Origin of the sequence: Verrucosispora sp. WMMA2044, from assembly GCF_027497155.1 — a bacterium.
Lineage (GTDB): Bacteria > Actinomycetota > Actinomycetes > Mycobacteriales > Micromonosporaceae > Micromonospora > Micromonospora palythoicola.
In genome coordinates this window covers 5,012,683-5,036,379 of the sequence record NZ_CP114913.1, presented here as the reverse complement: position 1 = coordinate 5,036,379, position 23,697 = coordinate 5,012,683, and the positions used below count along the sequence as shown (strand labels likewise).

Sequence of the window (23,697 nt, the reverse complement as noted above, 5' to 3'; positions counted from 1 at the left end):
AACTTGTTACCCATGCGTAGCACGATGATGGACGCCCCTCTTCAGGTCTCCCGGATCCTCGAACACGGCGCCACCGTGCACGGCGCGGCCGAGGTGGTGACGTGGACCGGCGCCGAGCCGCGCCGCAGCACGTACGCCGAGGTCGGGCGGGACGCCGCCCGGCTCGCGCACGCACTGCGGGCGGAGTGCGGGGTGACCGGCGACGAGCGGGTCGCCACCTTCATGTGGAACAACACCGAGCACCTGGTGGCGTACTTCGCGGTGCCCAGCATGGGTGCGGTGCTGCACACACTCAACATCCGGCTCTTTCCGGACCAGGTCACCTACATCGCCAACCACGCCGAGGACCGGGTGGTGCTCGTCGACGCGACGTTGATCCCGCTGCTGGCGAAGTCCCTCGGTGGCATGACGAGCGTGCGACACGTGGTGGTGGTCGGCGCTGGCGATCCCGCCCCGCTGCTGGCGGCGGCGGGCGACCGGATCGCCGTACATTACTGGGACGCGCTGCTGGCCGACCGCCCGGAGGTGTACGACTGGCCCGAGGTGGACGAACGCGACGCCGCCGCCCTCTGCTACACCTCCGGCACCACCGGCAACCCCAAGGGGGTGGCGTACTCGCACCGCTCGATCTACCTGCACTCGTTGCAGATCTGCATGCCGGAGGGGTTCGGGCTCGGGCCCACCGACCGGGAACTGGCGATCGTGCCGATGTTCCACGCGATGTCGTGGGGGCTGCCGTTCGCGGCGTTCCTCTCCGGCGCGTCGCTGGTGATGCCGGACCGTTTCCTCCAGGCCGCGCCGATCGCCGAGATGATCGCCGCCGAGCGGCCGACGCTGGCCGGTGCGGTGCCGACCATCTGGACCGACCTGCTTGCCTACCTGGACAGCCACGACGTCGACACCTCCTCGCTCACGGAGGTGATCGTCGGTGGTTCTGCCTGCCCGCCGTCGCTGATGCACGCGTTCGACGAGCGGCACGGCATCGACGTCATCCACGCGTGGGGAATGACCGAGATGTCGCCGCTGGGCTCGGTGTCGCGCCCACCGGCCGGGGCGAGCGGTGACGAGGCCTGGCGCTACCGGTACACCCAGGGCCGGGTGCCGGCGGGCGTGCGGGCCCGCGTCGTGGGCCCGGCCGGGGAACCGCTGCCCGCCGACGGAACCTCCGTCGGCGAGCTGGAGGTCCGTGGGCCGTGGATCACCGCGCGGTACGTCGGGGACGACGCGCCGGACCCGGAGAAGTTCCGCGACGGCTGGCTGCGTACCGGTGACGTGGGCACGCTGTCGGCGGACGGCTACCTCACCCTCACCGACCGGGCCAAGGACGTGATCAAGTCCGGTGGCGAGTGGATCTCCTCGGTGGAACTGGAGAACGCGTTGATGGCCCACCCGGCGGTGCTGGAGGCCTGCGTGGTGGGCGTGCCGGACCAGCGGTGGGACGAACGGCCGCTGGCCACGGTGGTGCTCCGGGAGGGTGCCTCGGCGACCCCGGAGGAGTTGCAGGACTTCCTGGCCGGGTCGGTGGCGCGCTGGCAGTTGCCGGAGCGGTGGGCGTTCGTCGAGGCGGTGCCGAAGACGAGCGTCGGCAAGTTCGACAAGAAGGTGGTGCGCTCCCGGTACGCCGACGGCGACCTGAATGTGCGGGAATTGGCCACGCCGTAACGTTTTTCGGCGCATCATCGCCATTGGGAGTAGTGGCCTGCACAGACCTCTCTCCGGTGGGCGGCCCCGGCGTTCGCACCGCGCCGGGGCCGCCCGTTCCTTGCGGGGCGACCCGCAATGCCAGTATTGCGAGACTTGTTCGCCTCTGTCCTGCGTACGGCGAAAACTCCCAGGTCGAGCCGCTTATTCGTGAGCGCTGAGCAGCACCCTGCCGACCACCGAGTCCTCCACCGCCTGATGGGCGGCGGCGGTCGCCGACAGCGGATAGGAATGCAACGGCAGACCGGCTTCCTCGCCCACCCGGATCCCGCCCTGCGCGGCCGCGGCCGCGACGTCGACAAGCGCCTGGGCCTTGGCCGCCTTCGGCATCGTGTAGACCAGCACGAACTGCCAACGGGCGTTCGGCGCCATCAGCGGGCCGACCGGCAACGTCACCTCGTCACCGCCGTCGTTGGCGTACACGCTGACCACTCCGCCCGGGCGCAGCAGCCGAACGTCGGTGGCCGCGTTGCGGGCGGGGGAGACCTCCACGATGCCGTGCACCCCGTCGGGCGCGATCTTGTGGACCTCCTCCACCACGTCCTGTTCCCGGTAGTTGACCACCAACGAGGCACCGGCCGCCGCGGCCAGTTGGGCCTTCTCGGCGCTGCTGACCGTGGCGATCACGCAGGCATCGGCCCAGGACGCCAACTGGACCGCCGCGTTGCCCACGGCGCCGGCCCCACCCTGTACCAGCACCGTGTGGTCACTGAGCGCGCCGGGACGCAGGGTGTCCGGCAGATACTCGCCGGAGGTCAGGCACCGGTGCGCCGTCAGGAACGGGATGCCGAGGCAGGCGCCCAGTTCGAAGGACGCGTCGCCGAGGCGTACCGCCTGGCGGACCGGCACCACCGTGTACTCGGCGGCGGTCCCCCAGGGCCGCTGCCAGGCGGCCTCCCAGACCCAGACCCGCTCGCCGATCAGCTCCTGGTCGACCCCCTCGCCGACCGCCTCGACCACTCCGGCGCCGTCCTGGCCCGGTATCTGCCAGCCGGCCGGCAGCGGGCCCTGCCGGCGCGACTTCCAGTCGGTCGGGTTCACCCCGGACACCGCGATCCGCACCAGCACCTCGCCCGGCCCGGGTTCCGGCACCGGCCGCTCGACCAACTGGAGCACGGAGGGATCGCCGGTGCGTTCGTACACCATCGCCTTCATGCCACCGACCGTAGGCGGGCAGGGGACCGCCCGGTGCCGGTTCAGCCCAGCCGGTCGACGACCTCCGGGGTCAACTCGTCGATCGAGTCCAGCACCGCCACGGCCAGCCGCCGAGCGTCCGGATCCAGCGGGTACGCCCCGTGCGGCACCGCCACCACCGCCATCCCGGCCGCAGCCGCGGAACGGACCCCGTTCGAAGAGTCCTCCACTGCCACGCAGCGCGTCGGGTCGAGGCCGAGCCGCTCGGCCACGCTCAGGTAGACGTCCGGTGCCGGCTTGCCGCGCTCGGTCTCCTCGGTCGACAGGGTGCTGCGGAACGAGCCGGTCAGGTCGGTGGCGGCCAGCGCCGCGCCGATCAGCCGGGTCGGCGAGGAACTGGCTAGTCCCAGCGGCCACCGTGCGGCCAGCCGGCGGACCACGTCGACCGCGCCGTCGATCACCGGCACCCGGGCCGCGTAGCGGTGGGCCATCTCCTCGACCACCTCGGCGGCCACCTGGTCGGCGGTGCGCCGCACCCCCAACTCGTCGCTGAGGTAGCGGGCCCACTCGCCGGTGCTCATCCCCATCAGCCGACGCTGGGTGTCGTCCTGCCAGACACCCCCGTGCTCCGCGACGTAAGCCCGCCGAACCTCCTCCCACACCGGCTCGGAGTCGACGATCACCCCGTCAAGGTCGAAAACCACTCCATCCACCGTCACACCCCCATCCTCTCCCACCCACCGCGGCGTCGATCAAGAAGTTCGCGTCAGGAATCGGCGACAAGTCAGACCGGAACTTCTTGGTCAACTCGCCAGGGGTGGCAGACCGATGGGGCTGTCCGGCGGGATGACCGTGTGAGCGGCGCGGGCGATCGGGTCGAGCAGTTCGCGGAGGCGGTGTGCACGCTCGGGGCCGAGCGTCAGCCAGGGGCGAGTGGCGGCGAGATCGGTGGCGTCCTCGATCGCCTGGAAGGACGTCCGGCCGCGCTCGGTCGGCTTGCCCTCGGCGTCCAGCCAGCCACGGACGGTGAGCCGGTCACGCGCCTGCGACCAGTCCTGCTCCGACCAGCCCCGGCCGAGGAGGTTGGCCGCCGGCATGTCGACCGCGACCCGCCAGGCGAGCGTCTCCACCGGGTCGAGGTCGGCGGAGACCAGCGCGGCCACGTGCCCGTCACCACGATGTTCGCGCAGCGTGGTGGCGGCCTGCCAGAGCCGAGCCAGCGGGTACTCACCCCGGGGCAGGCCCGCGTTCGCCGCGCCGAGCACCCGGCCGGCCGTGCCGAGCCCGTCGGTGGCGGCCTCGAGCAGGTCGGCGGCCTCCACGAGATGCCGCTCGGGCAACTCGTAGGTCAACTCGGCGAGCGCCTGCACCGCACCGGTCAGCCGGGCGCGCAGCGCCTGGTCCGGCGTGGCCAGTTCCCACACCGCCGGCAGGGCCCGGCTCACCATGTGCGGTGCGAAGTTGTAGAAGGCGGCGATCACCGGAGCCGGACCGGTCGGCCCGAGCGGGGCGGCGCGACCGGCAAAGTAGCCCCGCCAGTAGCCGCGTAGTCCGGCCGCCTCGTAGGCGGCGCGGGCGCGCGGATGGAAGTAGGTGACGGCGTGCAGCGGCTCGTAGTGCGTCCACATCAACCGGGCGGTCCGCCCGTCGGCGTCCACTGCCGTCACGTGCACCTCCGGGTCGCTTCGACGAGCGTCCCCGGGCGAGGTACCCGGGACGCCTGTCGAACCTACTGCCGGTCGGTGACCGTCCGGAAGCCATCTGTGGTCAACCGCATCGATGTTCGCCTGCCGTCGGGGCGGGGCGCCCCGCGGCTCACTCGGCGGCGAGCACGTCCACCACGAACCGCAGCGGACCGGCCGGGCGACCGCCGCCACCGTCGCCGTAGGCGTCCTCGGCCGGGATGTCGAGCTGCACCCGGCTGCCCACGTTCACGCCCACCAGACCCTTGTCCCAGCCCGGGATGACCTGCCCCACCCCGATCGGGAAGGTGGCGGGCTGCCCCCGCTCCCAGGAGGAGTCGAACTCCTCACCGGTCTTGTAGAAGACACCGACGTAGTTGGTGGTGATCGACTGACCGGCCTTGACCTTCGGCCCGGTGCCCTCGATCAGCGGAGTCACGGTCAGCTTCTTCAACTCACCCTCACCGGCGGTGACCGTCGGCTTGCTGCCCAGCGCCGGGTCCGCGCCCTCCGGTAGCTGCGGCGCAGGCGGGGCGGCCGGCTCGTTGGTCGCCTCCGCCGGGGCGGACGGCGTACCGGCGGCCTGCTCGGGGGCGTCGTCACCGCCGCGCTGGCCCACGATCACGAACACGGTGATCAGCACCGCCACGACGGCGATGCCGGCGAACGCACCGGCCCAGGCCTGCCGGCGGCGCTTCGCCTCGGCCGCCTTCTGAGCCGCCAACTGCTCGGCCAGCCGCCGCCGCGCCTTGGTCTCCTGCTCGCTCACGTCCTCGACTCCCTGCTGAGAGGTGTGGGGTGGGTCCGGCCACGGGCAGCCGTCGCCGACACACGGTACCTGGTGTCCGACGCACTTCCGACCATCGATGGCCCGCGCCGACCGGCACGGGCATGACGATCATGGGGTCGGTGGTGGAGCCGAACCCGCCCAGAAAGGTACATTCAGGTGATCGAGGGCGCGGTCAGGCGGACTTGCGCGGGGTGGCCTTCTTGGTGGCTTTCTTCTCCGTGGTCTTCTTGGCCGGCGTTGCCTTCTTGGCGGTGGCCTTCTTCTCGGCGGTCTTCTTCGCGGGTGCCTTCTTGGCCGGTGCCTTGGCGGTCTTCTTCTCCGCCGCCTTCTTCTGCGCCGAACGTGCCGACGAGATGGGGGTCGGCTCGGCGCCACCACCGGCCGGTGCCTCGCCGCGAGCCGCCCGGGCCCGCTCCACGGACGCCTTCAACGCGGCCATCAGATCGACGGCGGCGGCCGGCGCCTCCTCGACCTCCTCCGGTTGGACCACCTCGCGGCCCTCCACCTTCGCGTCGATGACCTCCTGCAACGCCGCCCGGTAATCGTCGGTGAACTCGTCCGGGTGGAAGTCCCCGGCCATCGAGTCGATGAGCGAGGTGGCCATCGCCAACTCCGGTGGCCGGATCTTCAGGTCCTCGTCGAGGAAACCGAAGTCCGGCTTACGGATCTCGTCGGGCCAGAGCATCGTGTTCAGCAGCAGCACACCCTCGCGGACCCGCAGGGTGGCCAGCTGCTCCCGCTGGCGCAGCGCCACCTTGACGATCGCCACCCGCTCCGAGTCGGTCAACGCGTCCCGCAGCAGCAGGTACGGCTTGGTCGCGGTGCCCTCCGGCTCCAGGAAGTACGCCTTGTTGTAGAGGATCGGGTCGACCTGCTCGGCCGGCACGAACTCCAGCACGTCGATCGCGTGGGAGGTGCTCAACGGCAGGTCGGCGAAGTCGGAGTCGGTGAGGATGACCATCTCCCCGCCACCGATGTCGTAGCCCTTGGCGATGTCGTCGTAGCTGACCTCCTCGCCACAGACCTGGCAGGTGCGCTTGTACCGGATCCGTCCGCCGTCGGCCCGGTGCACCTGGTGGAACCGGATGTCCTTCTCCTCCGTCGCGGAATACAGCTTCACCGCGATCGAGACCAGGCCGAACGACACGGCTCCCTTCCAGATGGCACGCATGCTGCGCTCCCTTCCCCGGTATCGACCATGCTCGCATCACAGCGAACCGGACGCGAGGTGTTCGGCCTGCTACTACAGTCGGCCTGTGCCCGGCGCGCCGCTCAAGCCGATGCTCGCGATGACCGGGCAGCTTCCGGCCGGTCCCGACTGGGCGTACGAGTTCAAGTGGGACGGGGTACGCGCGCTTGCCGAAATCGCCGGCGGACGGCCACGCCTGTACGCCCGCTCCGGCGTGGAGATCACCACCGCCTATCCCGAGTTGATTCCGCTCGGCGAGCAGGTCGACGACGCACTGCTCGACGGCGAGGTGGTCCTGTTCGACCAGGCCGGACGACCCTCGTTCACCGCCCTGGCCGAGCGGATGCACGTGCGTAACGCCGCGAAGGCGGCCCGGCTGGCGGCAACCGCCCCGGTCACGTACATGATCTTCGACGTGTTGCGGTTGGCCGGGCAGGATCTCACCGGCTGGCCGTACGCCCGGCGGCGGGAGGCCCTCGACGGCCTGGCGCTCGGCGCGGCGCGGTGGGCGGTCCCACCGGTCTTCTCCGACGGCCCGGCCACCTACGAGGCGGCTGGCGAGCACGGCCTCGAAGGGGTGATGGCCAAGCGGGTCGAGTCGGTCTACCGGCCCGGGGTGCGCTCGCCGGACTGGGTGAAGGTCAAGCTGGAGGTGACCGGCGACTTCGTGGTCGGCGGCTGGCGGCCCGGCGCGCGGAAGATCGGCGGGCTGCTGGTCGGGGTGCCCGGTGCCGACGGCCGACTCGTCTACCGGGGCCGGGTCGGCGGTGGGATCGGTGCCGCCCTCGAACGGGAACTGCTGCGCGAGTTGGAGCCGCTGCGCACCACCGCCTCGCCGTTTCGCGGCGATGTGCCCCGCGAGGATGCCCGGGGCGCGATCTGGGTAACTCCCCGGCTGGTGGTGGAGGTCAAGTACGGCCAACGCACCCCGGACGGGCGCCTGCGGTTCCCCCGGATCCTGCGGATCCGCCCGGACAAACCGGCCGAGGAGGTCGACGATGCCAGCTGACCGGTTCCCGGTCGAGGTGCAGGGCCGCACGCTGGAGCTGTCCAACCTGGACAAGGTGCTCTATCCGACGGCCGGCTTCACCAAGGGCGAAGTGATCGACTACTACACCCGGATCGCCCCGGTGCTGCTGCCGCACCTGGCCGACCGGGCGCTGACCCGCATCCGCTACCCGAACGGCGTGACCGGTGGCTCGTTCTTCGAGAAGAACGCTCCGGCCGCCACCCCGTCCTGGGTACGCGTCGAGACGCTGCCCGCGCCGGGCTCCACCAAGGGTCGGGAGACCATCGACTACGTCGTCGCCGACGACCTGCCCACGTTGGTCTGGCTGGCCAACCTGGCCGCCCTGGAACTGCACACCCCGCAGTGGAAGGTCGGCGCACACCCGGACCTGATGGTGATCGACCTGGATCCGGGTGCTCCGGCGGCACTGGAGCAGTGCTGCCAGGTGGCCCTGACGCTGCGCGACCGACTGGCCGCCGACGGCATCGACTCCTACCCGAAGACCTCCGGTAAGAAGGGCATGCAGCTCTGCTGCCCCATTTCCGGCAGCCAGCCCGCCGACGACGTGTCGGCCTACGCCCGGCGCGTCGCCCAGGAGCTCGAACGCGAACAGCCGAAGCTGGTGGTGTCGAAGATGGCGAAGAACCTGCGACCGGGCAAGGTCTTCATCGACTGGAGCCAGAACAACGCGGCGAAGACCACGGTGGCGCCGTACTCGCTGCGTGCCCAGCCCGTCCCGTCGGTGTCGACGCCGCTGACCTGGGACGAGGTCTCCGCCGGTGCGGCGGGCCGACGCCCGGCCACCAGACCCTACGCCGCCGGCGAGGTGCTGGACCGGATCGAGAAGCATGGCGACCTGCTCGCCCCGCTGCTCGACGGCGGCCCCGCACTACCCGAGTAGACCCCACCGCCCCCGGCTCACACGGCGGTGCCTCCGGGCCAGGTGGTGTAGGAGATCCGGGCGTTCAGGTTGGCCGGTACGCCGAGCCAGCCGTAGCAGTTCACCAGCACCACCGTGTTCGCCCCGGATCGCCCCCAGCCGGCGAGCACGCAGTGGCCGCGAGGCCGACTGCCGGGAAGTATGCCGAGGTGGGCGTTGACGAAGGCGGTGCCGAACGTGGTCCTGGTGCCGCTGAAGATCATCTGGTAACGGCCGGTGCCGAGCAGTGTGCCGCTGGCGCCGCCGTACCCGGGCAGCGTCGAGTTGTAGCTGTCACCGCTGATGAACCCTCCGGTGATGTTGTCGCCATAGAGGGTTCCGCTGGCGAACCGTGGGCCCGCCGAGTGGCCGAGCAGGTCGACCCGGGAGCCGTAGGTGACCGCGAACCGCGCGTCGACGTCGTTACCGGCGGCGTTGGCGCATCGCACCTCCCGCCCGTCCGGCCAGTCGATCTGGCAGTTCACCGCGTTGCCGCCAAGCGCCGTGACGTGTGTCATCGGGAAGATCGGGGCACCCGACTCACTGGCCGGGTTGGGGTTCATGCGGAAGCGGTAGTGGCCGGTACCGAGCCGCTCATAGCTGATCGTCCCGCCCGTGGAGTCGTACCGCAGGCCGGCCGGGATGGTCCGCAGACCGACCGGCGTCGCCTGGTCCGTGGTGAACCAGGCCAACCGCCCCTGATGGATCTGCTGCCGGTTGGTGAACGTCGCCACGAACCGGCTGTCCACCGGTGCGCCGGTCGCCGCGAAGCACCGTACCTGGATCAGCAGGTGGTTGCCGCCCAGCAGGCTCCGGTACCAGCTGGCCACCGTGCAGTGCACCGGCCCGCCACCGTACGCCACCACGTGTGCGACGCCGGTGCTGGTCGCGGCGTGCTGCAACTCGACCGTGTACGCCCCGGTGCCGGTCCGCCGTACGACGATGTCACCTTCGGTGGAGGACCAGCTCCAGCCGTTGTCGACCGTGTACTCAGCCGCAGCCGGCTGGTTCGCCCACACGGTCGCGATGACCGCGCCGGTGGGTAGCGGATCAGCCGTCGCGGCTGCCGGCGGGGCCAGCACCGCGCCCATCGCGAGCATCACCAGTCCGACCCGTAGCCGCGTCCATCGCCTCATGACCAGCCTCCCGCCCGACAGCATCCGACGTCGACATTGGACGCCCGCGCAACGAGTCTGGCAGCCTCCGGCAACGGTCAGAACGTGCCTGAGGAGGCTCGCCAGAGGCATGACCTCCTCAGGCAGGCTCTCAGCCCGGGTAGGCCGGCACCGACTCGTGCCGCCGCACTCGCGCGTACGCCCCGGTGAGCATGGCGATCGCGAGCAGGCTGACGATCACGTCGCTGATCAGGGCCTGGGTGGGTGACGCCGGTGAGTACGGGGGCACCAGGTAGGCCAGCACAGCCGCCCCGACCAGCGCACCGGCGGCACTGGCCAGCACCTGCCGCTGACCCCAGTCGGCGTGTCCCGACCAACGGGCCAGCATCCACACCAGCGCGGCGACGACAACTACCGACACGGCGACGCCGATCCAGCCGGAGAGCATGCTGACTCCCAGGTAGACGAGCAGCACCAGCAGGCCGGGACGGGTCGGCCGGGGCGCGCCGGCCGGAGCCGGAAGTGGCCGGCGCCGCCAACGCGGCAGCGCGGCCAGCACGACCAGGGCGAGGACCACCGCCGCGGCCCCGACGAGCTGACCGGGGCTGGCCAGGAACCCCTTGCGTCCGCTGTCGTCGGCGAAGACGAGCAGGCTGCCCAGCAGGTAGAGCACGGCCACGACGACCAGGCCGGGCACCCGCAGCCACGGCCGCAGCCGGCGGGTCGGGGCGAGGTACGACTCGACGATGGCGATCGGCGCGCAGATGGTCAACGCGACATGGTTACCGACGAAGCTGATCGCCTGCTGCGCGCTGATGCCCAGCACCGGTACGCGGGTGCGGTCCGCCGCGCTCAGCTCCGCGAACTCGGTGTCGGCCAGGTAGTCCGGGTTGAACAGCGACTGGTCCACCAGGCCCGCCTGGAGCACCCCGAACCCCGCCGCCAGCAGGACGATCATCGGCCAGCCGCCGCCGGTACGCCGGGCCGCCTCCCGGATCAGCACCGCCGCGCCCCCGTACATCGGTGCCAGCACCACCACGACGCCCAGCATGTCGGTGCCGGCGAAGCCGCCCCACGAGCACTCGGCGGCCCAGGGGGCGAGGAACAGCAGCGCCACGACCGGGACGAGTCGCCGCGGCATCGGCTGCCGGCCGCCGTCGAGAGCCGCCCGTTCTGCTCCGTGAGTGGTCATGCCCCTGACTCTCCCGTGACGCGGCGCCCGCCACCAATGCCGTCAGTCATGTCTTCGCCGACCCGGCCGCGAGGGGGCGGCCTCGACAGGGCCGGGCGGCAGGAGTAGGACGTACCTATGCGCGCTGCCCTACCCGTACCGTCCGCCGCCGGTCTCGCCGATCCGGACCGGCCACTGCTCAGCTACCTCGACCACCGCAGCGGCGCGCGGCACGACCTGTCCGCCGCCGCGCTCGGTGACCTGGCGGCGCGGGCCGCCGGGCTGCTGCGCGACGGCTGCGGGCTGACCCCGGGCAGCCGGGTGGCGGTGCTGCTGCCGCCGCACTGGCGTACCGCAGCCGTGTTGCTGGGTGCCTGGTCGGTCGGGATGGAGGTGTCGTTCCGGCCGCGCGCCACCGCCGGGCTGCCGGTGCTGGAGCCCGGCGGCGACCGGCCGTACGACGCGGTCCTGGTCACCCCGGAACGCCTGGACGACTGGCTGGAGGACGTGCCGGACGGGCTGCACCGGTATCTCGTCGGCACCGGGCCGCAGCCGCTCGTCGACGTGCCGGTCGGTTGGCTCGACTGGTCCGTGGAGGTGCTGCGGCACGGCGTCGCCCCGACCGACCGGCCCGTGCTGCACGCGCACGACGCGGCCAGTCCGGACGGCACCAGCTACGCCGAGTGGGGTTCGATCGCCATGGCGGTGGCCGAGCAGCTCGACCTGCGGGCCGGTGACCGGCTGCTGGTCGACGTCGCCGAGCACGACCAGCCGCTCAAGTGGCTGCTCGCCCCGCTGGCAGCCGGAGCGTCCGTGCTGCTCTGCGCCAACCTCGACCCGTCCCGTCGGGACACGCTCATCGCCGCCGAACAGGTCACCCGGATCCTCTGAGGGACAGCCCCGATGCCGCGGATCTTGCCGGCGACCGGTCAGTCGACGGTGGGTAGGGGTGGGCCGAGGACGTCGTCGGCGTCGACGATGGTGTACGCGTACCCCTGCTCGGCGAGGAAGCGCTGCCGGTGGGCGGCGTACTCGGTGTCGATGGTGTCCCGGGAGACCACGGTGTAGAAGTGCGCCTGCCGGCCGTCGGCCTTCGGGCGCAGCACCCGGCCCAACCGTTGCGCCTCCTCCTGGCGGGAGCCGAAAGTGCCGGACACCTGGATCGCCACCGCCGCCTCGGGCAGGTCGATGGAGAAGTTACCGACCTTGGAAATCACCAACGTGCGGATCTCCCCGGTGCGGAACGCGTCGAAGAGGCGCTCGCGCTCCCTGTTCGTGGTCGAGCCCTGCACGATCGGGGCGTCGAGATACTCGCCCAACTGGTGCAACTGGTCGATGTACGCGCCGATGACAAGCGTCTGCTCGTCCGGATGCCGGTCGAGCAGGGCGCGTACCACCGGCAGCTTGGTGCGGGCGGTGGCGGCCATCCGGTAGCGCTCCTCCGCCTCCGCCGTCGCGTACGCCATCCGCTCGGCGTCGGTCAGGGTGACCCGGACCTCGACACACTCGGCGGGGGCGATCCAGCCCTGCGACTCGATGTCCTTCCAGGGCGCGTCGTACCGCTTCGGGCCGATCAGGCTGAACACGTCGCCCTCCCGGCCGTCCTCGCGTACCAGGGTGGCGGTCAGGCCCAGCCGGCGGCGGGCCTGGAGGTCCGCGGTGAAGCGGAAGATCGGCGCGGGCAGCAGGTGCACCTCGTCGTAGACGACCAGGCCCCAGTCGCGGGCACCGAACAGGTCCAGGTGGGTGAAGGCGCCGCCGCGCCGCGAGGTGAGCACCTGGTACGTGGCGATGGTGACCGGGCGGATCTCCTTGCGCTCGCCCGAGTACTCGCCGATCTCCTCCTCGGTCAGCGAGGTGCAGGCGATCAGCTCCCGCTTCCACTGCCGCCCGGCCACCGTGTTGGTGACCAGGATCAGCGTGGTGGCCTTCGCCTCGGCCATCGCCGCCGCACCCACAAGCGTCTTGCCGGCCCCGCAGGGCAGCACCACCACACCCGACCCGCCGGCCCAGAACGCCTCGACCGCCTCCCGCTGGTACGACCGCAGCGTCCACGGCCGGCCACCGTCCTTGCCGGCCTCGGCCAGCTCGATCGGGTGCGCCTCGCCGTCGACGTACCCGGCGAGGTCCTCCGCCGGCCAGCCGAGCTTGAGCAGGGCCTGCTTCAGCCGCCCCCGCTCGGACGGGTGCACCGCGATGGTGTCGTCGTCGATGCGGTTGCCGAGCATCCCGGCCAGCTTCTTGCTCTTGGCCACCTCGACCAGCACCACCCGGTCCAGGGCGCGCAGGACGAGGCCGTGCGCCGGGTCGTTGGCGAGCTGGAGCCGCCCGTACCGGTCCATCGTCTCGGCCACGTCCACCAGCAGCGCGTGCGGCACCGGGTACCGCGAATATTTGATCAGGGCGTCCACCACGCCCTCGGCGTCGTGGCCGGCGGCGCGGGCGTTCCACAACCCGAGCGGCGTCAGCCGGTACGTGTGCACGTGCTCGGGCGAGCGTTCCAACTCGGCGAAGGGAGCGATGGCCATCCGGCAGGCCTGTGCGTCGGGATGGTCGATCTCCAACAGGAGGGTCTTGTCCGACTGCACGATAAGCGGTCCACCACTCACGCCGAATCCTCTCGTCCGTACGGCTGATCCGGCCGCCGGGGCAGGCGGCTGACCTGCCACTGGGCGACCATCCAGTGTTGCACGCGCGGGCGGGTGGCGAGAAAGTGCTCAGCTGGCGCAACCCTGCGGGTGCCCCGGCGCGTCTAGCAGTAGGGGACGAGTCGTCGAGGTCGGCGGCCCACCGGGTCGCGTGACGGGCCACCGTACGCCCTCGCGGTCGTCAAGCCGGTCGGTGCCGGTGCGCAGCGCGTTCGATCCACGGCCGGACGGGCCAGGAAAGCGGGGGCCGTTCCCGTCGCAGTGGAAGCCAACGGGGGCGAGCGGCGCGCCCGGGCCGCACCGGCGCCCCGTCCGCACCGTTTGCCCACCGGGCACCGCAGGGTACGAGCCGAGTCGGATCGTCACCCGATGGTGCTGGCCGACAGCCGCCAAGGGTGACACCCTTGACTGCGAGGGCCGGACCGTACGGGGGAGGGCAGATGACCGTTGACCAGGAAGTTGTCCCCAAACGCGAGCAGGCAGAGTCGTCCGAACCCGTCTCCACCGCCACGGTGGTCGCGTACGCGATCGTCGGCGTCGTCCTGTTCGGCTGGTTCCTCTTCGGCTGGCTGGTGCTCCAGCAGGGCTTCATCGACTCGGTCGGTGAGGCTGCCGGGACAGGCTTCGCCCTGCTGCTGATCGTGGCGATCGTCGGGTCGGTGCGGCGCAGCCGCCGCTGAACCTCACTTCTCCAGCACCGCCGCAGTGATCCGGTGCAGCGCGAAGGTGTGCAACATCTCGGTGCGTTCGTCCTCGGCACGCAGGTAGCCCGCGCCCAGCGAGACGGGGCGCACCAGCCGCGAGGCGGTTGCCCCGTGCGCGTCGACGTAGCCGACCCAGACCAGCGCCTTGTCGCGTACCGCCTGCTGAAGCACGGCCAGGGCGTCGTGGTGACTGTGCGCGGGAACCGGCCCGTCGGACGCCGCGCCCCGCACCACCGCCGGGGCCCTTCGGGCCGCCCGAGCCACCGCGTCACCCCGCCGGATCTGCTCCACCACGCCGAGCAGACGGGGCAGCGGCAGGTGCGGGGTGGCGAGTGGGTCGAGCGTCCGGTTCGCCACCGACACCCGGGCGGGTGCCCGGCGGGCCCTCGGTCGGGTGAGCACCGTCGACCCGGTGGCGTCCTCGGCCACCGGGGCGTAGCCGGCCTCCCGCAGCACACTGAGCAGACGGCCGCCCTGGTACGGGGTCACCAGCACGGTAGGCGCGAGCCGGCGCAGGGCCAGAGCCTCCACCCGCCGGTCGGCGAGCACCTCGGCCAGCAACGCCTCGTCGTCGCTGCGCAGGTACGCCCCGGCGGAGCCGATGCGCAGCCCACCGTGCTTGCGGGCCGCGTCGTCGACCAGGTAGGTCAACCCCTGCGGTACCGGAGTTCGGGACCGGCGGCGGAACAGGTCGTGCAGGTCGTCAGCGGAGTAGCCGGCGTCCAGGGCACGTCGCACACTGCTCGTGGTGATCCGGTGCACGCTCGCTCCACCGGCCGACTCCGGCTCGGCGACCACCTCCAGTTCGGCGGCGAGCGCCGGCTCGGGCGGCCCGGGCACCACCACGGTCAGGTCGGCCTGGACCAGGAAGTGGTCCACCGGGGCGGGTAGCAGCGTGTCCAGGGCCCGGATCGCGCCGCCGCCGTCCTCGGCGTCAGCAAGCAACCCCAGCGGGTCGTCCGTGGCGCCGTGCTCGTTCGCCGTCGCCTCGGCCAGCAACAGTCGTCCGTACGAGGTGAGCGCCCCCAACCCGGTCACGCCCAGCGTGGCCGCCTCGGCAAGCACCTCCCGATGCGTGTTCTCCCGGCCCCGGCTGCGTCGCGGCGCCTGCCAGTCCAGCAGCGCCAGCACCTCCTCGACGCTGGGCGCGCTGGCCGGTTCCAGATCCGCGAGGATGCCGAGCACCGCCCGCCGGGCGGCCGGCGCTCCGGCCCGTTCCGCCTCCGCCGACAGCACCGTGATCGGCCGGTCCCGGTCGTCCCGCTGCCCGACCAGCCCGACCTGCCGGGTCATGGTCAGCCAGGCCCGGGCCAGCTGCTCCCAGCGTTGGGCCAACGAAGCGGCCCGCCACATCTCGTAGCCGGCGGTCGGCAGCACCTGCTGGTCGGCGCCGTACCGGCCGGCGACGCCGGGCAACTCCATCTCACCGGTGAGCCCGGCCGCGTACGCCACCTCCAGCAGCAGCGCGGCGGTGGACTCGTCCGACCCGGTGGCCCGCGCCAGCCGGCGCAGGTCACGCACGCCGATGCCGCCGGAGCGCAGCACCGGCGCCGGCTCGGCGGCCAGCTGCTCCAGCAGCGCCTCGGTGTGGCGTACCACCTCCATGGTCTGCCCCGCCCCGGCGGAGTCGGCGGCCTTCGGCTCGCGGGGCGTGGCAGCCACCTGGGGTGGGCTGCTGGACAGCGGACCCAGCGGACCGGTCTCGCGGCGCAGCAGCAGCCCGATCTCCCGGGGCAGCTCGACCATGCCGGTGGTGCCACCCTTGCCGCCGGAGACCCGCACCAGCAGCCGGTGGTCGACCAGCCAGCGCACCGGGGACCCGGTCGGTGCCCCGCCGTTGGTGTCGTCCGGCGGCAGGTCGTCGTCCGCGCCGACCGCCGGTGCCTGCAACGCGCCGGGCGGCACGCTGCCGACCGGTGGGCCGGCGGCCAGCCGGTCCAGGATCGCCCGGGCCGACGGCGGCGCGGACAGCAGCGTCCGCCGCAGCTTCGCCGGGTCCGCGCAGAGCGCGGCCGTGCGCGGGTCCAGCTCCGCCGCCGGCCGACCGAGCCCGGCGGGATACGGGGAGATCTCGTCGATGCCACCGACGAGATGCAGGGCGCTGTCGGGGCCGTACAGCAGGAACCTGGCCCGCAGCCGGTCGACGGCGGCGCGGACCGCGGTGGGTGCGGGTGGGTTGGGGCCGGTGGTGGCCAGGGCGAGAACCCCGTCGACCGAGGTGGTGCCGTCGGCCGGGTCACGGGTCAACCTGGCGGCGTCCATGATCTGGAGCGTGAACTGGTCCAGCCCGTCGAGTGCCCGCGACACCGAGACGCGGGACTGTGCCCGCAGGGCGAGGGCGGCCACGTCGGCGGGGACCGGTACGACGAGGTCAGGCCGGAGCTGAAGGAGCGCGGCGAGGGACTCGTCGGGCAGCGACCGCAGGTGGTCGGCGAGTGAGGTGCTCATCGTCGTTCCACGCTAGCCCGGTGAGGGGCGGTCTCGCCCATCGGACGTCCCGGCCGGTCTGACTGGCCGGGTAGCTTTCCAGGATGCCTTCGTTGACCGTCGGATTCGATCTCGACATGACGCTCGTCGACTCGCGTCCCGGCATCGCCGCGACCTACCGCGCGCTGACCGAGCGGACAGGCGTCCCCGTCGACGCCGACGCCGCCGTGTCCCGGCTCGGCCCGCCGCTGCGTACCGAGATCGCCCGCTGGTTCCCGCCGGACCAGGTCGAGGCGGCGGTGGACGTCTACCGCGAGCTGTATCCGGCGTACGCGATCACGCCGACCGTGCCGCTGCCCGGCGCCGTGGCGGCGCTCGCCGCGGTTCGTGACCGGGGCGGCCGGGTGTTGGTGGTCACGTCCAAGATCGGTCGGCTGGCCCGGCTGCACCTGGACCACCTGGGGCTGGCCGTGGACGAGCTGGCCGGTGACCTGTTCGCCGAGGAGAAGGCGACCGCGTTGCGGGCGCACGGGGCGACCCACTACGTCGGTGACCACGTGGCGGACATGGTGGCCGCCAGTGCGGCCGGGGTGCCCGGCATCGCGGTGGCCACCGGCCCGTGTACGGCGGACGAACTACGCGCCGCCGGGGCGGCGGTGGTGCTGGCGGATCTCACCGGATTCCCGGCGGCGCTCGACGGGATGATCCGGCTAGCCTTGAGGCAGTAGACGGTTCAAGCGAAGCAGAGGTTCTCAGGTGCCTACGGGTCGAGTGAAGTGGTATGACGCGGCCAAGGGATACGGGTTCGTCACCAGTGACGAGGGTGGCGACGTGTTCCTGCCGAAGGGCGCGCTACCGGCGGGTGTCACCGATCTCAAGGGCGGCCAGCGGGTCGACTTCAGCGTGGTGGACAGCCGGCGGGGTGCGCAGGCGATGGGGGTGAAGCTCCTGGACGCGCCGCCGTCCGTGGCGGAGCTGCGCCGACGTCCCGCCGAGGAGCTGCACGGCCTGGTCGAGGACATGATCAAGGTACTGGAGGCGAAGGTCCAGCCGGATCTGCGCCGGGGCCGCTTCCCGGACCGTCGGACCGCGCAGAAGATCGCTCAGCTCGTCCACGCGGTCGCCCGCGAGCTGGAGGTCTGAGGCACGAGCCCGGCGTCGGCGGCCCGGCCGAGCAGCGCCTCGACGGCAGCGAAACCCGCCTCACCCAGGTCCGCGGTGAACTCGTTGACGTAGAGGCCGATGTGCCGGTCCACCACGTCGGGCTCCATCTCCTGGGCGTGCGCCAGCACGTACGCCCGGCTGGCCGCCGGATCGGCCCAGGCCCGTCGAACGGAGTCCCGGATCCAGCCCGCGGCCTGCTGCGGATCGACCACGCCCCGGCGGGCCAGGATGGCGCCGAGCGGAATCGGCAGCCCGGTGTCGGACTCCCACCACTCGCCCAGGTCGACCAGGGCGGTGAGGCCGTGGCGCGGATAGGTGAACCGGGCCTCGTGGATCACCAGTCCGGCGTCGTAGCGGCCGGCGGCCACGCCCGGCATGATCTCGTGGAACGGCACCACCTCGATGCGCTGCGGCGTCCGCCCGGCCGACCACAGCCTGAACAGCAGGTACGCCGTGGTCCGGTCACCCGGCACCGCCACCGTGGCGCCGGTGAGATCGTCGCGGTCCGGGCCGCCGTCACGGTCGGCGCGGGTGAGCACCAGCGGGCCACAGCCCCGGCCCAACGCACCCCCACAGGGCAGCAGGTGGTAGTCCTCCCGCAGCCACGGCAGCGCCGCGTAACTCACCTTCACCAGGTCGAAGGCGCCGCGCTCGGCGGCCGTGTTGGTGACGTCGACGTCGGCGTACGTCACCTCCACCGGCGGCGCGCCGGGCACCTGCCCGTGCACCAGGGCATGGAAGACGAACGTGTCGTTGGGGCAAGGCGAGATCGCCAGCGAGAGCGCCACACCCCCACCGTAGCCCCGCCGACCCGCTGCAAGCGCTGTAGCGCCCCCACCCAAGATCCGGGCAACTTCCCGGATGCTGCTGCCTGAACTCGGCCAGAATCAGCAATATCGCTGAAGTTGCGCGGATCTTGGGATGGGGTTGGCGGGTCAGCGTAGGGCGGGGGCGGCGGCGGTGAGGGCGGTGAGGGCATCGCGCATCCGCCACGCGTCGCGGTCGCGGGGGCCGATCGGGTTCGAGATGGTACGTAGCTCGGCGAAGGGCACGCCGGCCTGGCTGGCGGCGACCGCCACGCCGTACCCCTCCATGGCCTCGGCCACCGCCTCCGGGTGGCGGCGGACCAGCTCGTCGGTGCTGGCCGCGGTGCCGGTCACGGTGCTGACGGTCAGCACCGGTCCGACGGTCGCGGCCGACAGCGCCTTGCGCAGGGCGGTCAACAGCTCCGGATCTGCGTCGAGGGCCGGACCGCCGCCGAGCAGTTCGGCCGGCATGCCGAGTTCGTCGATCGGCACGAAGCCGTCGGGTGACTCCGCGCCCAGGTCGGCGGCGACGGCCCGGCTGCCGAGCACGGTGCCACCGACCGCGACCCGGCCGGCGAAGCCGCCGGCCACCCCCGCGCTGACCACTGCCCGGTACGGGCGGCCGGCCATCTCGGCGAGCGCCAGCAACCGGGCGGTCGCCGCACCGGCGACCGCCGGACCCACCCCGACCGGCAGCACCGCCACGGTCGGGTCGGCGAGACCGGCCTGGATGGCCTCCGCCTCGGCGGGCACGGCGGTCACCACGAGCAGACCGCTCACGCGAGCGAACCCGGTGAGCTACGCCGCGTCTCGTCGTCGCCACCACCGGAACCGGTGACGGTCGAGGAGGGCCGGTAGATGTGGAAGCCGGGGGGTGCCAGTCCCGGCTCCTCCGGACCACGCCCGCCCTGGAAGGGGGCCGGGGACGTGGGGGTGGACTCAGAGCCGCGTTCCGTCTCGGCGCCGTCCGCCTCAGCGGTGTCCGTTGCGGCTGGCTTCTCGGCGGCCAGCTCGTCGTCGGTGAGTGGCCGTCCGTGCAGCTTCTCGGCCCGCAACCGCCGGGCCATCACCAGGCCCCGGGCGGCGGCGAGGGCTCCGACACCGGCGGCGACGGCGATGCCGATCCGGCCGTCGAAGGGTACGAGTCCGAGACCGCCACCGGCGACGAAGGCGAGCATCAGCACCGTCTCGGAATGGGCGAAGGAACTGGCCCGCAGCCGCTCCGGGATGCGTTCCTGGATCGAGGCGTCCACGGCCAGCTTGGCGATGCCGCTCATCATGGCGGTGACCACGCAGAGCAGGGCGACCATCGGCAGCGAGAAGCTCAGCACGGTGAGCACGGCCACCCCGGCGACGATCACCATGCCGCTGGACTGGAGGGCGGCCGGACGGTGGATGCGCAGCCGGGTACCGATCGCGGTGGCCAGGAAGGTGCCGACGGCCAGCGCGCCGCCGACCAGGCCGAGTGATCCCTCGTCCCCCAGGTCACGCCCGAACACCACGGTGGTCAGGTCGCCCGCCTTGATGGTGAAGGCCAGGAAGAGCAGCAGGAAACCGTAGACCGCGCGCAGCGTGGCCGCACCGACCAGGGTCGAGATGACCAATCGTCCGGCGGGTCTGCCCCGGCCCAGTGGTCGCTCGTCCGTGCCCCGCCGCAGCGCCCGCAGCGGCCGCGGTACCCGTTCCGGTGGTTCGGAGTCGGCCTTCGGTGGCAGCCGGAGGGAGATCACCATGCCGACCAGGAAGATCACCGAGGCGACCCGTAACGGCCACTGCGGTCCGAACCAGAAGGCGGCGAGGCCGATCGGGGCGACCAGCGCTCCCGCGACCGTGCCGTAGACGCTGGCCCGGGCACCCACCTGAGACAGGCCGAGCCCTTCCGGCAGCAAGCGGGGTACGGCCGCGGAACGGGCCACTCCGTACGCCCGGGAGAGCGCCAGCACGCCGAAGGCCGCCGGATAGAGCCCGAAACCGTGGATGTAGTCGGAGATCAGCCAGGCCAGGAACGCCCGACCCAGCATGGTGGTGGCCAGGGCGTATCGCCGGCCGTGCCGGAAGTGGTCGAGCAGCGGGCCGACCACGGGAGCGAGCATCGCGAAGGGCACCATGGTCACCAGCAGGTAGAGCGCCACCTTGCTCCGCGCCTCGCCGAGCGGCACGTTGAAGAAGATCGTCCCGGCCAGCCCGATGGCGATCAGCGTGTCACCGGCGCAGGAGATCGCGTGCAGGTCGAACAGGCGGACCATGCCGGTCTCCCCACCGGCACCCCGGGCCCGGGCCCGGGCGGCACTGCGGGTCATCCAGCGACCGCTGGTCAGTGAACCGCGCAGCATCAGCCGGGTGGCGCGGATGCCGGTGCCGACGGTCCGCCCGAGGAGGGACCGCTCAGAGCGGGAGAACAGCGGCATGGCACCCATCCTGACCCATCGGCGCGGGCGATGCTGCGCCACCGGCGCAGAACACCTCTGGGGAGTGCCTCACAGTCGACCCACCCGATGGGGAACAATGGTCGGGTGACCAGGCCCGCCTCCGCCCGCGCCGCTCGTCTTGACCAGGTCTGCGCCGCCGCCGTCGAGGTGGCGCGCGCCGGCATCACCGAGGTGGGCCCCGACGACGTCGGCGATCACCTCCAGGTCGTCGCCGAAGGCGATCGACTCGTCACGCACTATTTCGAGTGCCGGCTGGCCGGTTACCGCGGCTGGCGGTGGGCGGTCACCGTGACGCGGGCTCCGCGCAGTCGTACGGTGACGCTCTGTGAGACGGTGCTGCTGCCCGGGTCGGATGCGCTGCTCGCCCCCGGCTGGCTGCCCTGGCAGGAGCGACTCAAGCCCGGTGACCTGGGCCCCGGCGACCTGCTGCCGACCCCGTCCGACGACGAGCGACTTCAACCCGGCTACCTCCTCTCCGACGACCCGGCGGTCGAGGAGACCGCCTGGGAGCTGGGGCTCGGCCGTCCCCGGGTGATGTCGCGGGAGGGGCGGATCGAGACGGCCCAGCGCTGGTACGACGGTGATCACGGTCCCTCGGCGCCGATCTCCGCCTCCGCGCCGCCCGCCGCCCGTTGCGGCACCTGCGGCTTCTACCTGCCACTCGCGGGCAAGCTGCGGCAGTGCTTCGGCGTCTGCGGCAACTTCTACGCGCCGGACGACGGCCGGGTGGTCAGCGCCGACCACGGCTGTGGTGCCCACTCGGAGACGCTTGTCGAGGCGGAGACGGCGGTCGACGAGATGCCCACCGTCTACGACGACAGTGCCGTGGAGCCGATGGCGGTCAGCCGGGCCGCCGGGTCCGTCGAGAGTGGCGAGCCGGCGGAGCCGTACGGGCACTCCTGACCCGTGGCCGGTCGCCGACGGCTCAACCGGCGGCGCGACGGCGGCGGCGGTTGGCGTCGTGCCGCATCATCACCGCGAGACCGGGAAAGCCCCACAGGAACCCGGCCAGGCAGATCCAGAGCCAGTTCTCGTGGCCAGCGGCGATCAGCCGGTCGCGCAAGAGCAGCAGCACCAGTCCGGCGACGGCCCAGGCCGCCATCCCGGCGAGGGCGAACGGCACCATCGGCGGGTCGAGCGGCTCGGGGCGGGGCGGCGGGGTGGGCACCCGGTCAGCGTACGTGACCCTGCTTTGCGTCAGGCCGGCCATCTGCGACGATGCGCGCGACAACCCGATGATCCGCTGTGAGGTTCCTGATGGCAGTAGCGCCGCCCGACAACGGCACCCCACCCGATTCCCGCCAGCCGCGCAACGGCTTCGACCGGTACTTCGAGATCTCGGCCCGTGGCTCCACCCTGAGCCGGGAGGTACGCGGCGGCCTGGCCACCTTCTTCACGATGGCGTACATCGTGGTGCTCAACCCGCTCATCCTGGGCAGTGCCGTCGACGGTGACGGCAACACCCTGCCGATCCCCGCGATCGCGGCGGCCACCGCCCTGATCGCGGGTCTGATGACCATCCTGATGGGCGTGGTCGGCCGCTTCCCGCTGGCGGTCGCCGCCGGCCTCGGCGTCAACGCCCTGGTGGCGTACGAGATCGCGCCCGAGATGACCTGGGCGGACGCGATGGGCCTGGTGGTGATCGAAGGTGTGATCATCGCGGTGCTGGTGCTGACCGGGCTGCGTACCGCCGTGTTCCGTTCGGTGCCGACCCAGATGAAGACCGCGATCGGCGTCGGCATCGGCCTGTTCCTCACCATCATCGGCCTGGTGGACGCCGGCTTCGTCCGGCGAATCCCGGACGAGGCGAACACCACCGTGCCGGTCGGTCTCGGCATCGGCGGCAAACTCGTCAGCTGGCCGATGCTGGTCTTCGTGGTGGGCCTGCTGGTGACCCTGGTGCTCGTGGTACGCCGGGTCAAGGGGGCCATCCTGGTCGGCATCCTCGCCTCCACGGCGCTGGCCATGCTGGTGGAGGCGGTGGGTGACATCGGTCCGTCCTTCGTCGACGGGGCGCCGAACCCGAAGGGCTGGTCGCTGAACGTTCCGACGCTGCCGAGTAACCCGTTCGACGTGCCGGACCTGTCGCTGCTCGGGCAGTTCAACGTGCTGGACTCGTGGGGGCGGGCCGGTTGGTTGGTCGTGCTGATGTTCATCTTCACGCTGCTCATCACCGACTTCTTCGACACGATGGGCACGATGGTGGCCGTCGGTCAGGAAGGCGGCATGCTCGACGAGCAGGGCACTCCGCCGCGTACCCGGGAGATCCTGCTCGTCGACTCGATCGCGGCGGCCAGCGGTGGTGCGGCAAGCGTCTCCAGCAACACGTCGTACATCGAGAGTGCCGCAGGTGTCGCGGAGGGCGCCCGGACCGGGGTGGCGAACCTGGTCACCGGCGTGCTCTTCCTGCTGGCCATGTTCCTGGCGCCGCTGGTGGTGGTCGTCCCGTTCGAGGCGGCGTCCGTCGCGCTGGTGGTGGTCGGCTTCCTGATGATGACGGCGGTCCGGACGATCGACTGGTCCGACTACGAGATCGCCATCCCGGCCTTCCTCACCATCGTGCTGATGCCGTTCACCTACTCGATCTCGAACGGGATCGGTGCGGGCCTGATCGTGTACGTGGTGATCAAACTGGCCAACGGCAAGTCCCGGGAGATCCATCCGCTGCTGTACGCGGTGGCGGCGCTGTTCGTGGTGTACTTCCTGCGCGGTCCGATCGAGACGCTGCTCTTCTGACAGGCGCCGGGCCGGGCGCGTGTGATCCGCGTGACGTGATCGCCGCGCCCGGCCTGGAGCAGGAGAAACGTCG

At 72.0% G+C, this 23,697-nt stretch carries 22 protein-coding genes; 9 read left to right on the top strand and 13 right to left on the bottom strand.

Going from position 1 to position 23,697, the window contains the following annotated elements; translation table 11 throughout:
• Positions 1-12 precede the first annotated feature (12 nt).
• Positions 13-1,662 carry a fatty acid--CoA ligase gene (locus tag O3597_RS22860; RefSeq protein ID WP_281602356.1) on the top strand — a complete coding sequence of 550 codons (1,650 nt, stop codon included), beginning with the start codon at positions 13-15 and terminating at the stop codon, positions 1,660-1,662.
• A 183-nt stretch (positions 1,663-1,845) separates the two neighbouring features.
• Here the strand turns inward: O3597_RS22860 and O3597_RS22855 are convergent, their stop codons facing one another.
• The 5 genes from O3597_RS22855 to O3597_RS22835 all read right to left on the bottom strand — a co-directional run bounded on the left by O3597_RS22855 (position 1,846) and on the right by O3597_RS22835 (position 6,478).
• Complete coding sequence (locus O3597_RS22855) at positions 1,846-2,856, bottom strand: NADPH:quinone reductase (protein WP_164446428.1); 1,011 nt, start codon at positions 2,854-2,856, stop codon at positions 1,846-1,848.
• Positions 2,857-2,897: 41 nt separating this feature from the next.
• On the bottom strand, positions 2,898-3,554 hold the full coding sequence (locus O3597_RS22850) for an HAD family phosphatase (protein ID WP_281602355.1): 657 nt from the start codon (positions 3,552-3,554) through the stop codon (positions 2,898-2,900).
• Positions 3,555-3,638: 84 nt separating this feature from the next.
• Positions 3,639-4,463 (bottom strand): hypothetical protein, encoded by an 825-nt coding sequence (locus tag O3597_RS22845; RefSeq protein ID WP_281604617.1) that lies wholly within the window; start codon positions 4,461-4,463, stop codon positions 3,639-3,641.
• A gap of 187 nt (positions 4,464-4,650) precedes the next feature.
• Entirely contained in the window at positions 4,651-5,286 is a 636-nt protein-coding gene (locus tag O3597_RS22840; RefSeq protein ID WP_281602354.1) for an FKBP-type peptidyl-prolyl cis-trans isomerase, read from the bottom strand.
• 193 nt (positions 5,287-5,479) lie between these two features.
• The gene (locus O3597_RS22835) at positions 5,480-6,478 is read right to left on the bottom strand and encodes a Ku protein (RefSeq protein ID WP_164446425.1); all 999 of its coding nucleotides are present in this window, start codon (positions 6,476-6,478) and stop codon (positions 5,480-5,482) included.
• An 85-nt stretch (positions 6,479-6,563) separates the two neighbouring features.
• Here O3597_RS22835 and ligD (O3597_RS22830) point away from each other — a divergent pair, with 85 nt between their 5' ends.
• Positions 6,564-7,505 carry a non-homologous end-joining DNA ligase gene (gene ligD, locus O3597_RS22830; protein ID WP_281602353.1) on the top strand — a complete coding sequence of 314 codons (942 nt, stop codon included), beginning with the start codon at positions 6,564-6,566 and terminating at the stop codon, positions 7,503-7,505.
• Positions 7,495-8,406, top strand: a complete 912-nt coding sequence (gene ligD / locus O3597_RS22825; RefSeq protein WP_164446423.1) for a non-homologous end-joining DNA ligase — start codon at positions 7,495-7,497, stop codon at positions 8,404-8,406. Before ligD (O3597_RS22830) ends, ligD (O3597_RS22825) begins: the two co-directional genes overlap by 11 nt.
• 17 nt (positions 8,407-8,423) lie before the next feature.
• On the opposite strand, the gene O3597_RS22820 is transcribed toward ligD (O3597_RS22825), so the two are convergent.
• Together O3597_RS22820 and O3597_RS22815 are read right to left on the bottom strand one after the other, a co-directional pair.
• Positions 8,424-9,560 carry a hypothetical protein gene (locus tag O3597_RS22820; RefSeq protein ID WP_281602352.1) on the bottom strand — a complete coding sequence of 379 codons (1,137 nt, stop codon included), beginning with the start codon at positions 9,558-9,560 and terminating at the stop codon, positions 8,424-8,426.
• 130 nt (positions 9,561-9,690) lie between these two features.
• A complete protein-coding gene (locus tag O3597_RS22815) occupies positions 9,691-10,731 on the bottom strand; it encodes a hypothetical protein (protein ID WP_281602351.1) in 1,041 nt (346 codons plus the stop codon).
• Positions 10,732-10,848: 117 nt separating this feature from the next.
• Between O3597_RS22815 and O3597_RS22810 the strand changes: the two genes are divergently transcribed.
• Complete coding sequence (locus O3597_RS22810) at positions 10,849-11,601, top strand: TIGR03089 family protein (protein ID WP_281602350.1); 753 nt, start codon at positions 10,849-10,851, stop codon at positions 11,599-11,601.
• 38 nt (positions 11,602-11,639) lie between these two features.
• Here the strand turns inward: O3597_RS22810 and O3597_RS22805 are convergent, their stop codons facing one another.
• Positions 11,640-13,319, bottom strand: a complete 1,680-nt coding sequence (locus tag O3597_RS22805; RefSeq protein ID WP_281602349.1) for a DNA repair helicase XPB — start codon at positions 13,317-13,319, stop codon at positions 11,640-11,642.
• Positions 13,320-13,798: 479 nt separating this feature from the next.
• Between O3597_RS22805 and O3597_RS22800 the strand changes: the two genes are divergently transcribed.
• Positions 13,799-14,038 (top strand): hypothetical protein, encoded by a 240-nt coding sequence (locus O3597_RS22800; RefSeq protein ID WP_164446417.1) that lies wholly within the window; start codon positions 13,799-13,801, stop codon positions 14,036-14,038.
• 3 nt (positions 14,039-14,041) lie between these two features.
• Here O3597_RS22800 and O3597_RS22795 read toward each other — a convergent pair whose 3' ends face one another.
• A complete protein-coding gene (locus tag O3597_RS22795) occupies positions 14,042-16,510 on the bottom strand; it encodes a helicase-associated domain-containing protein (protein ID WP_281602348.1) in 2,469 nt (822 codons plus the stop codon).
• A gap of 83 nt (positions 16,511-16,593) precedes the next feature.
• Here O3597_RS22795 and O3597_RS22790 point away from each other — a divergent pair, with 83 nt between their 5' ends.
• A complete protein-coding gene (locus tag O3597_RS22790; RefSeq protein ID WP_164446415.1) occupies positions 16,594-17,217 on the top strand; it encodes an HAD family hydrolase in 624 nt (207 codons plus the stop codon).
• 28 nt (positions 17,218-17,245) lie between these two features.
• Positions 17,246-17,632, top strand: a complete 387-nt coding sequence (locus O3597_RS22785) for a cold shock domain-containing protein (protein WP_093404122.1) — start codon at positions 17,246-17,248, stop codon at positions 17,630-17,632.
• Here O3597_RS22785 and O3597_RS22780 read toward each other — a convergent pair.
• From O3597_RS22780 to O3597_RS22770, 3 genes are all read right to left on the bottom strand, one after another.
• Complete coding sequence (locus O3597_RS22780; protein ID WP_164446414.1) at positions 17,593-18,441, bottom strand: 1,4-dihydroxy-6-naphthoate synthase; 849 nt, start codon at positions 18,439-18,441, stop codon at positions 17,593-17,595. The genes O3597_RS22785 and O3597_RS22780 overlap by 40 nt on opposite strands.
• Positions 18,442-18,588: 147 nt before the next feature.
• The gene (locus O3597_RS22775) at positions 18,589-19,239 is read right to left on the bottom strand and encodes a futalosine hydrolase (RefSeq protein ID WP_281602347.1); all 651 of its coding nucleotides are present in this window, start codon (positions 19,237-19,239) and stop codon (positions 18,589-18,591) included.
• Positions 19,236-20,867, bottom strand: a complete 1,632-nt coding sequence (locus tag O3597_RS22770) for an MFS transporter (RefSeq protein ID WP_281602346.1) — start codon at positions 20,865-20,867, stop codon at positions 19,236-19,238. Before O3597_RS22770 ends, O3597_RS22775 begins: the two co-directional genes overlap by 4 nt.
• Positions 20,868-20,954: 87 nt before the next feature.
• Here O3597_RS22770 and O3597_RS22765 point away from each other — a divergent pair, with 87 nt between their 5' ends.
• A complete protein-coding gene (locus O3597_RS22765; RefSeq protein WP_164446411.1) occupies positions 20,955-21,791 on the top strand; it encodes a DUF3027 domain-containing protein in 837 nt (278 codons plus the stop codon).
• 22 nt (positions 21,792-21,813) lie between these two features.
• Here O3597_RS22765 and O3597_RS22760 read toward each other — a convergent pair whose 3' ends face one another.
• The gene (locus tag O3597_RS22760) at positions 21,814-22,056 is read right to left on the bottom strand and encodes a DUF2530 domain-containing protein (RefSeq protein WP_281602345.1); all 243 of its coding nucleotides are present in this window, start codon (positions 22,054-22,056) and stop codon (positions 21,814-21,816) included.
• A gap of 89 nt (positions 22,057-22,145) precedes the next feature.
• On the opposite strand from O3597_RS22760, the gene O3597_RS22755 reads away from it, so the two are divergent.
• A complete protein-coding gene (locus O3597_RS22755) occupies positions 22,146-23,624 on the top strand; it encodes an NCS2 family permease (RefSeq protein ID WP_281602344.1) in 1,479 nt (492 codons plus the stop codon).
• Positions 23,625-23,697: the final 73 nt, after the last annotated feature.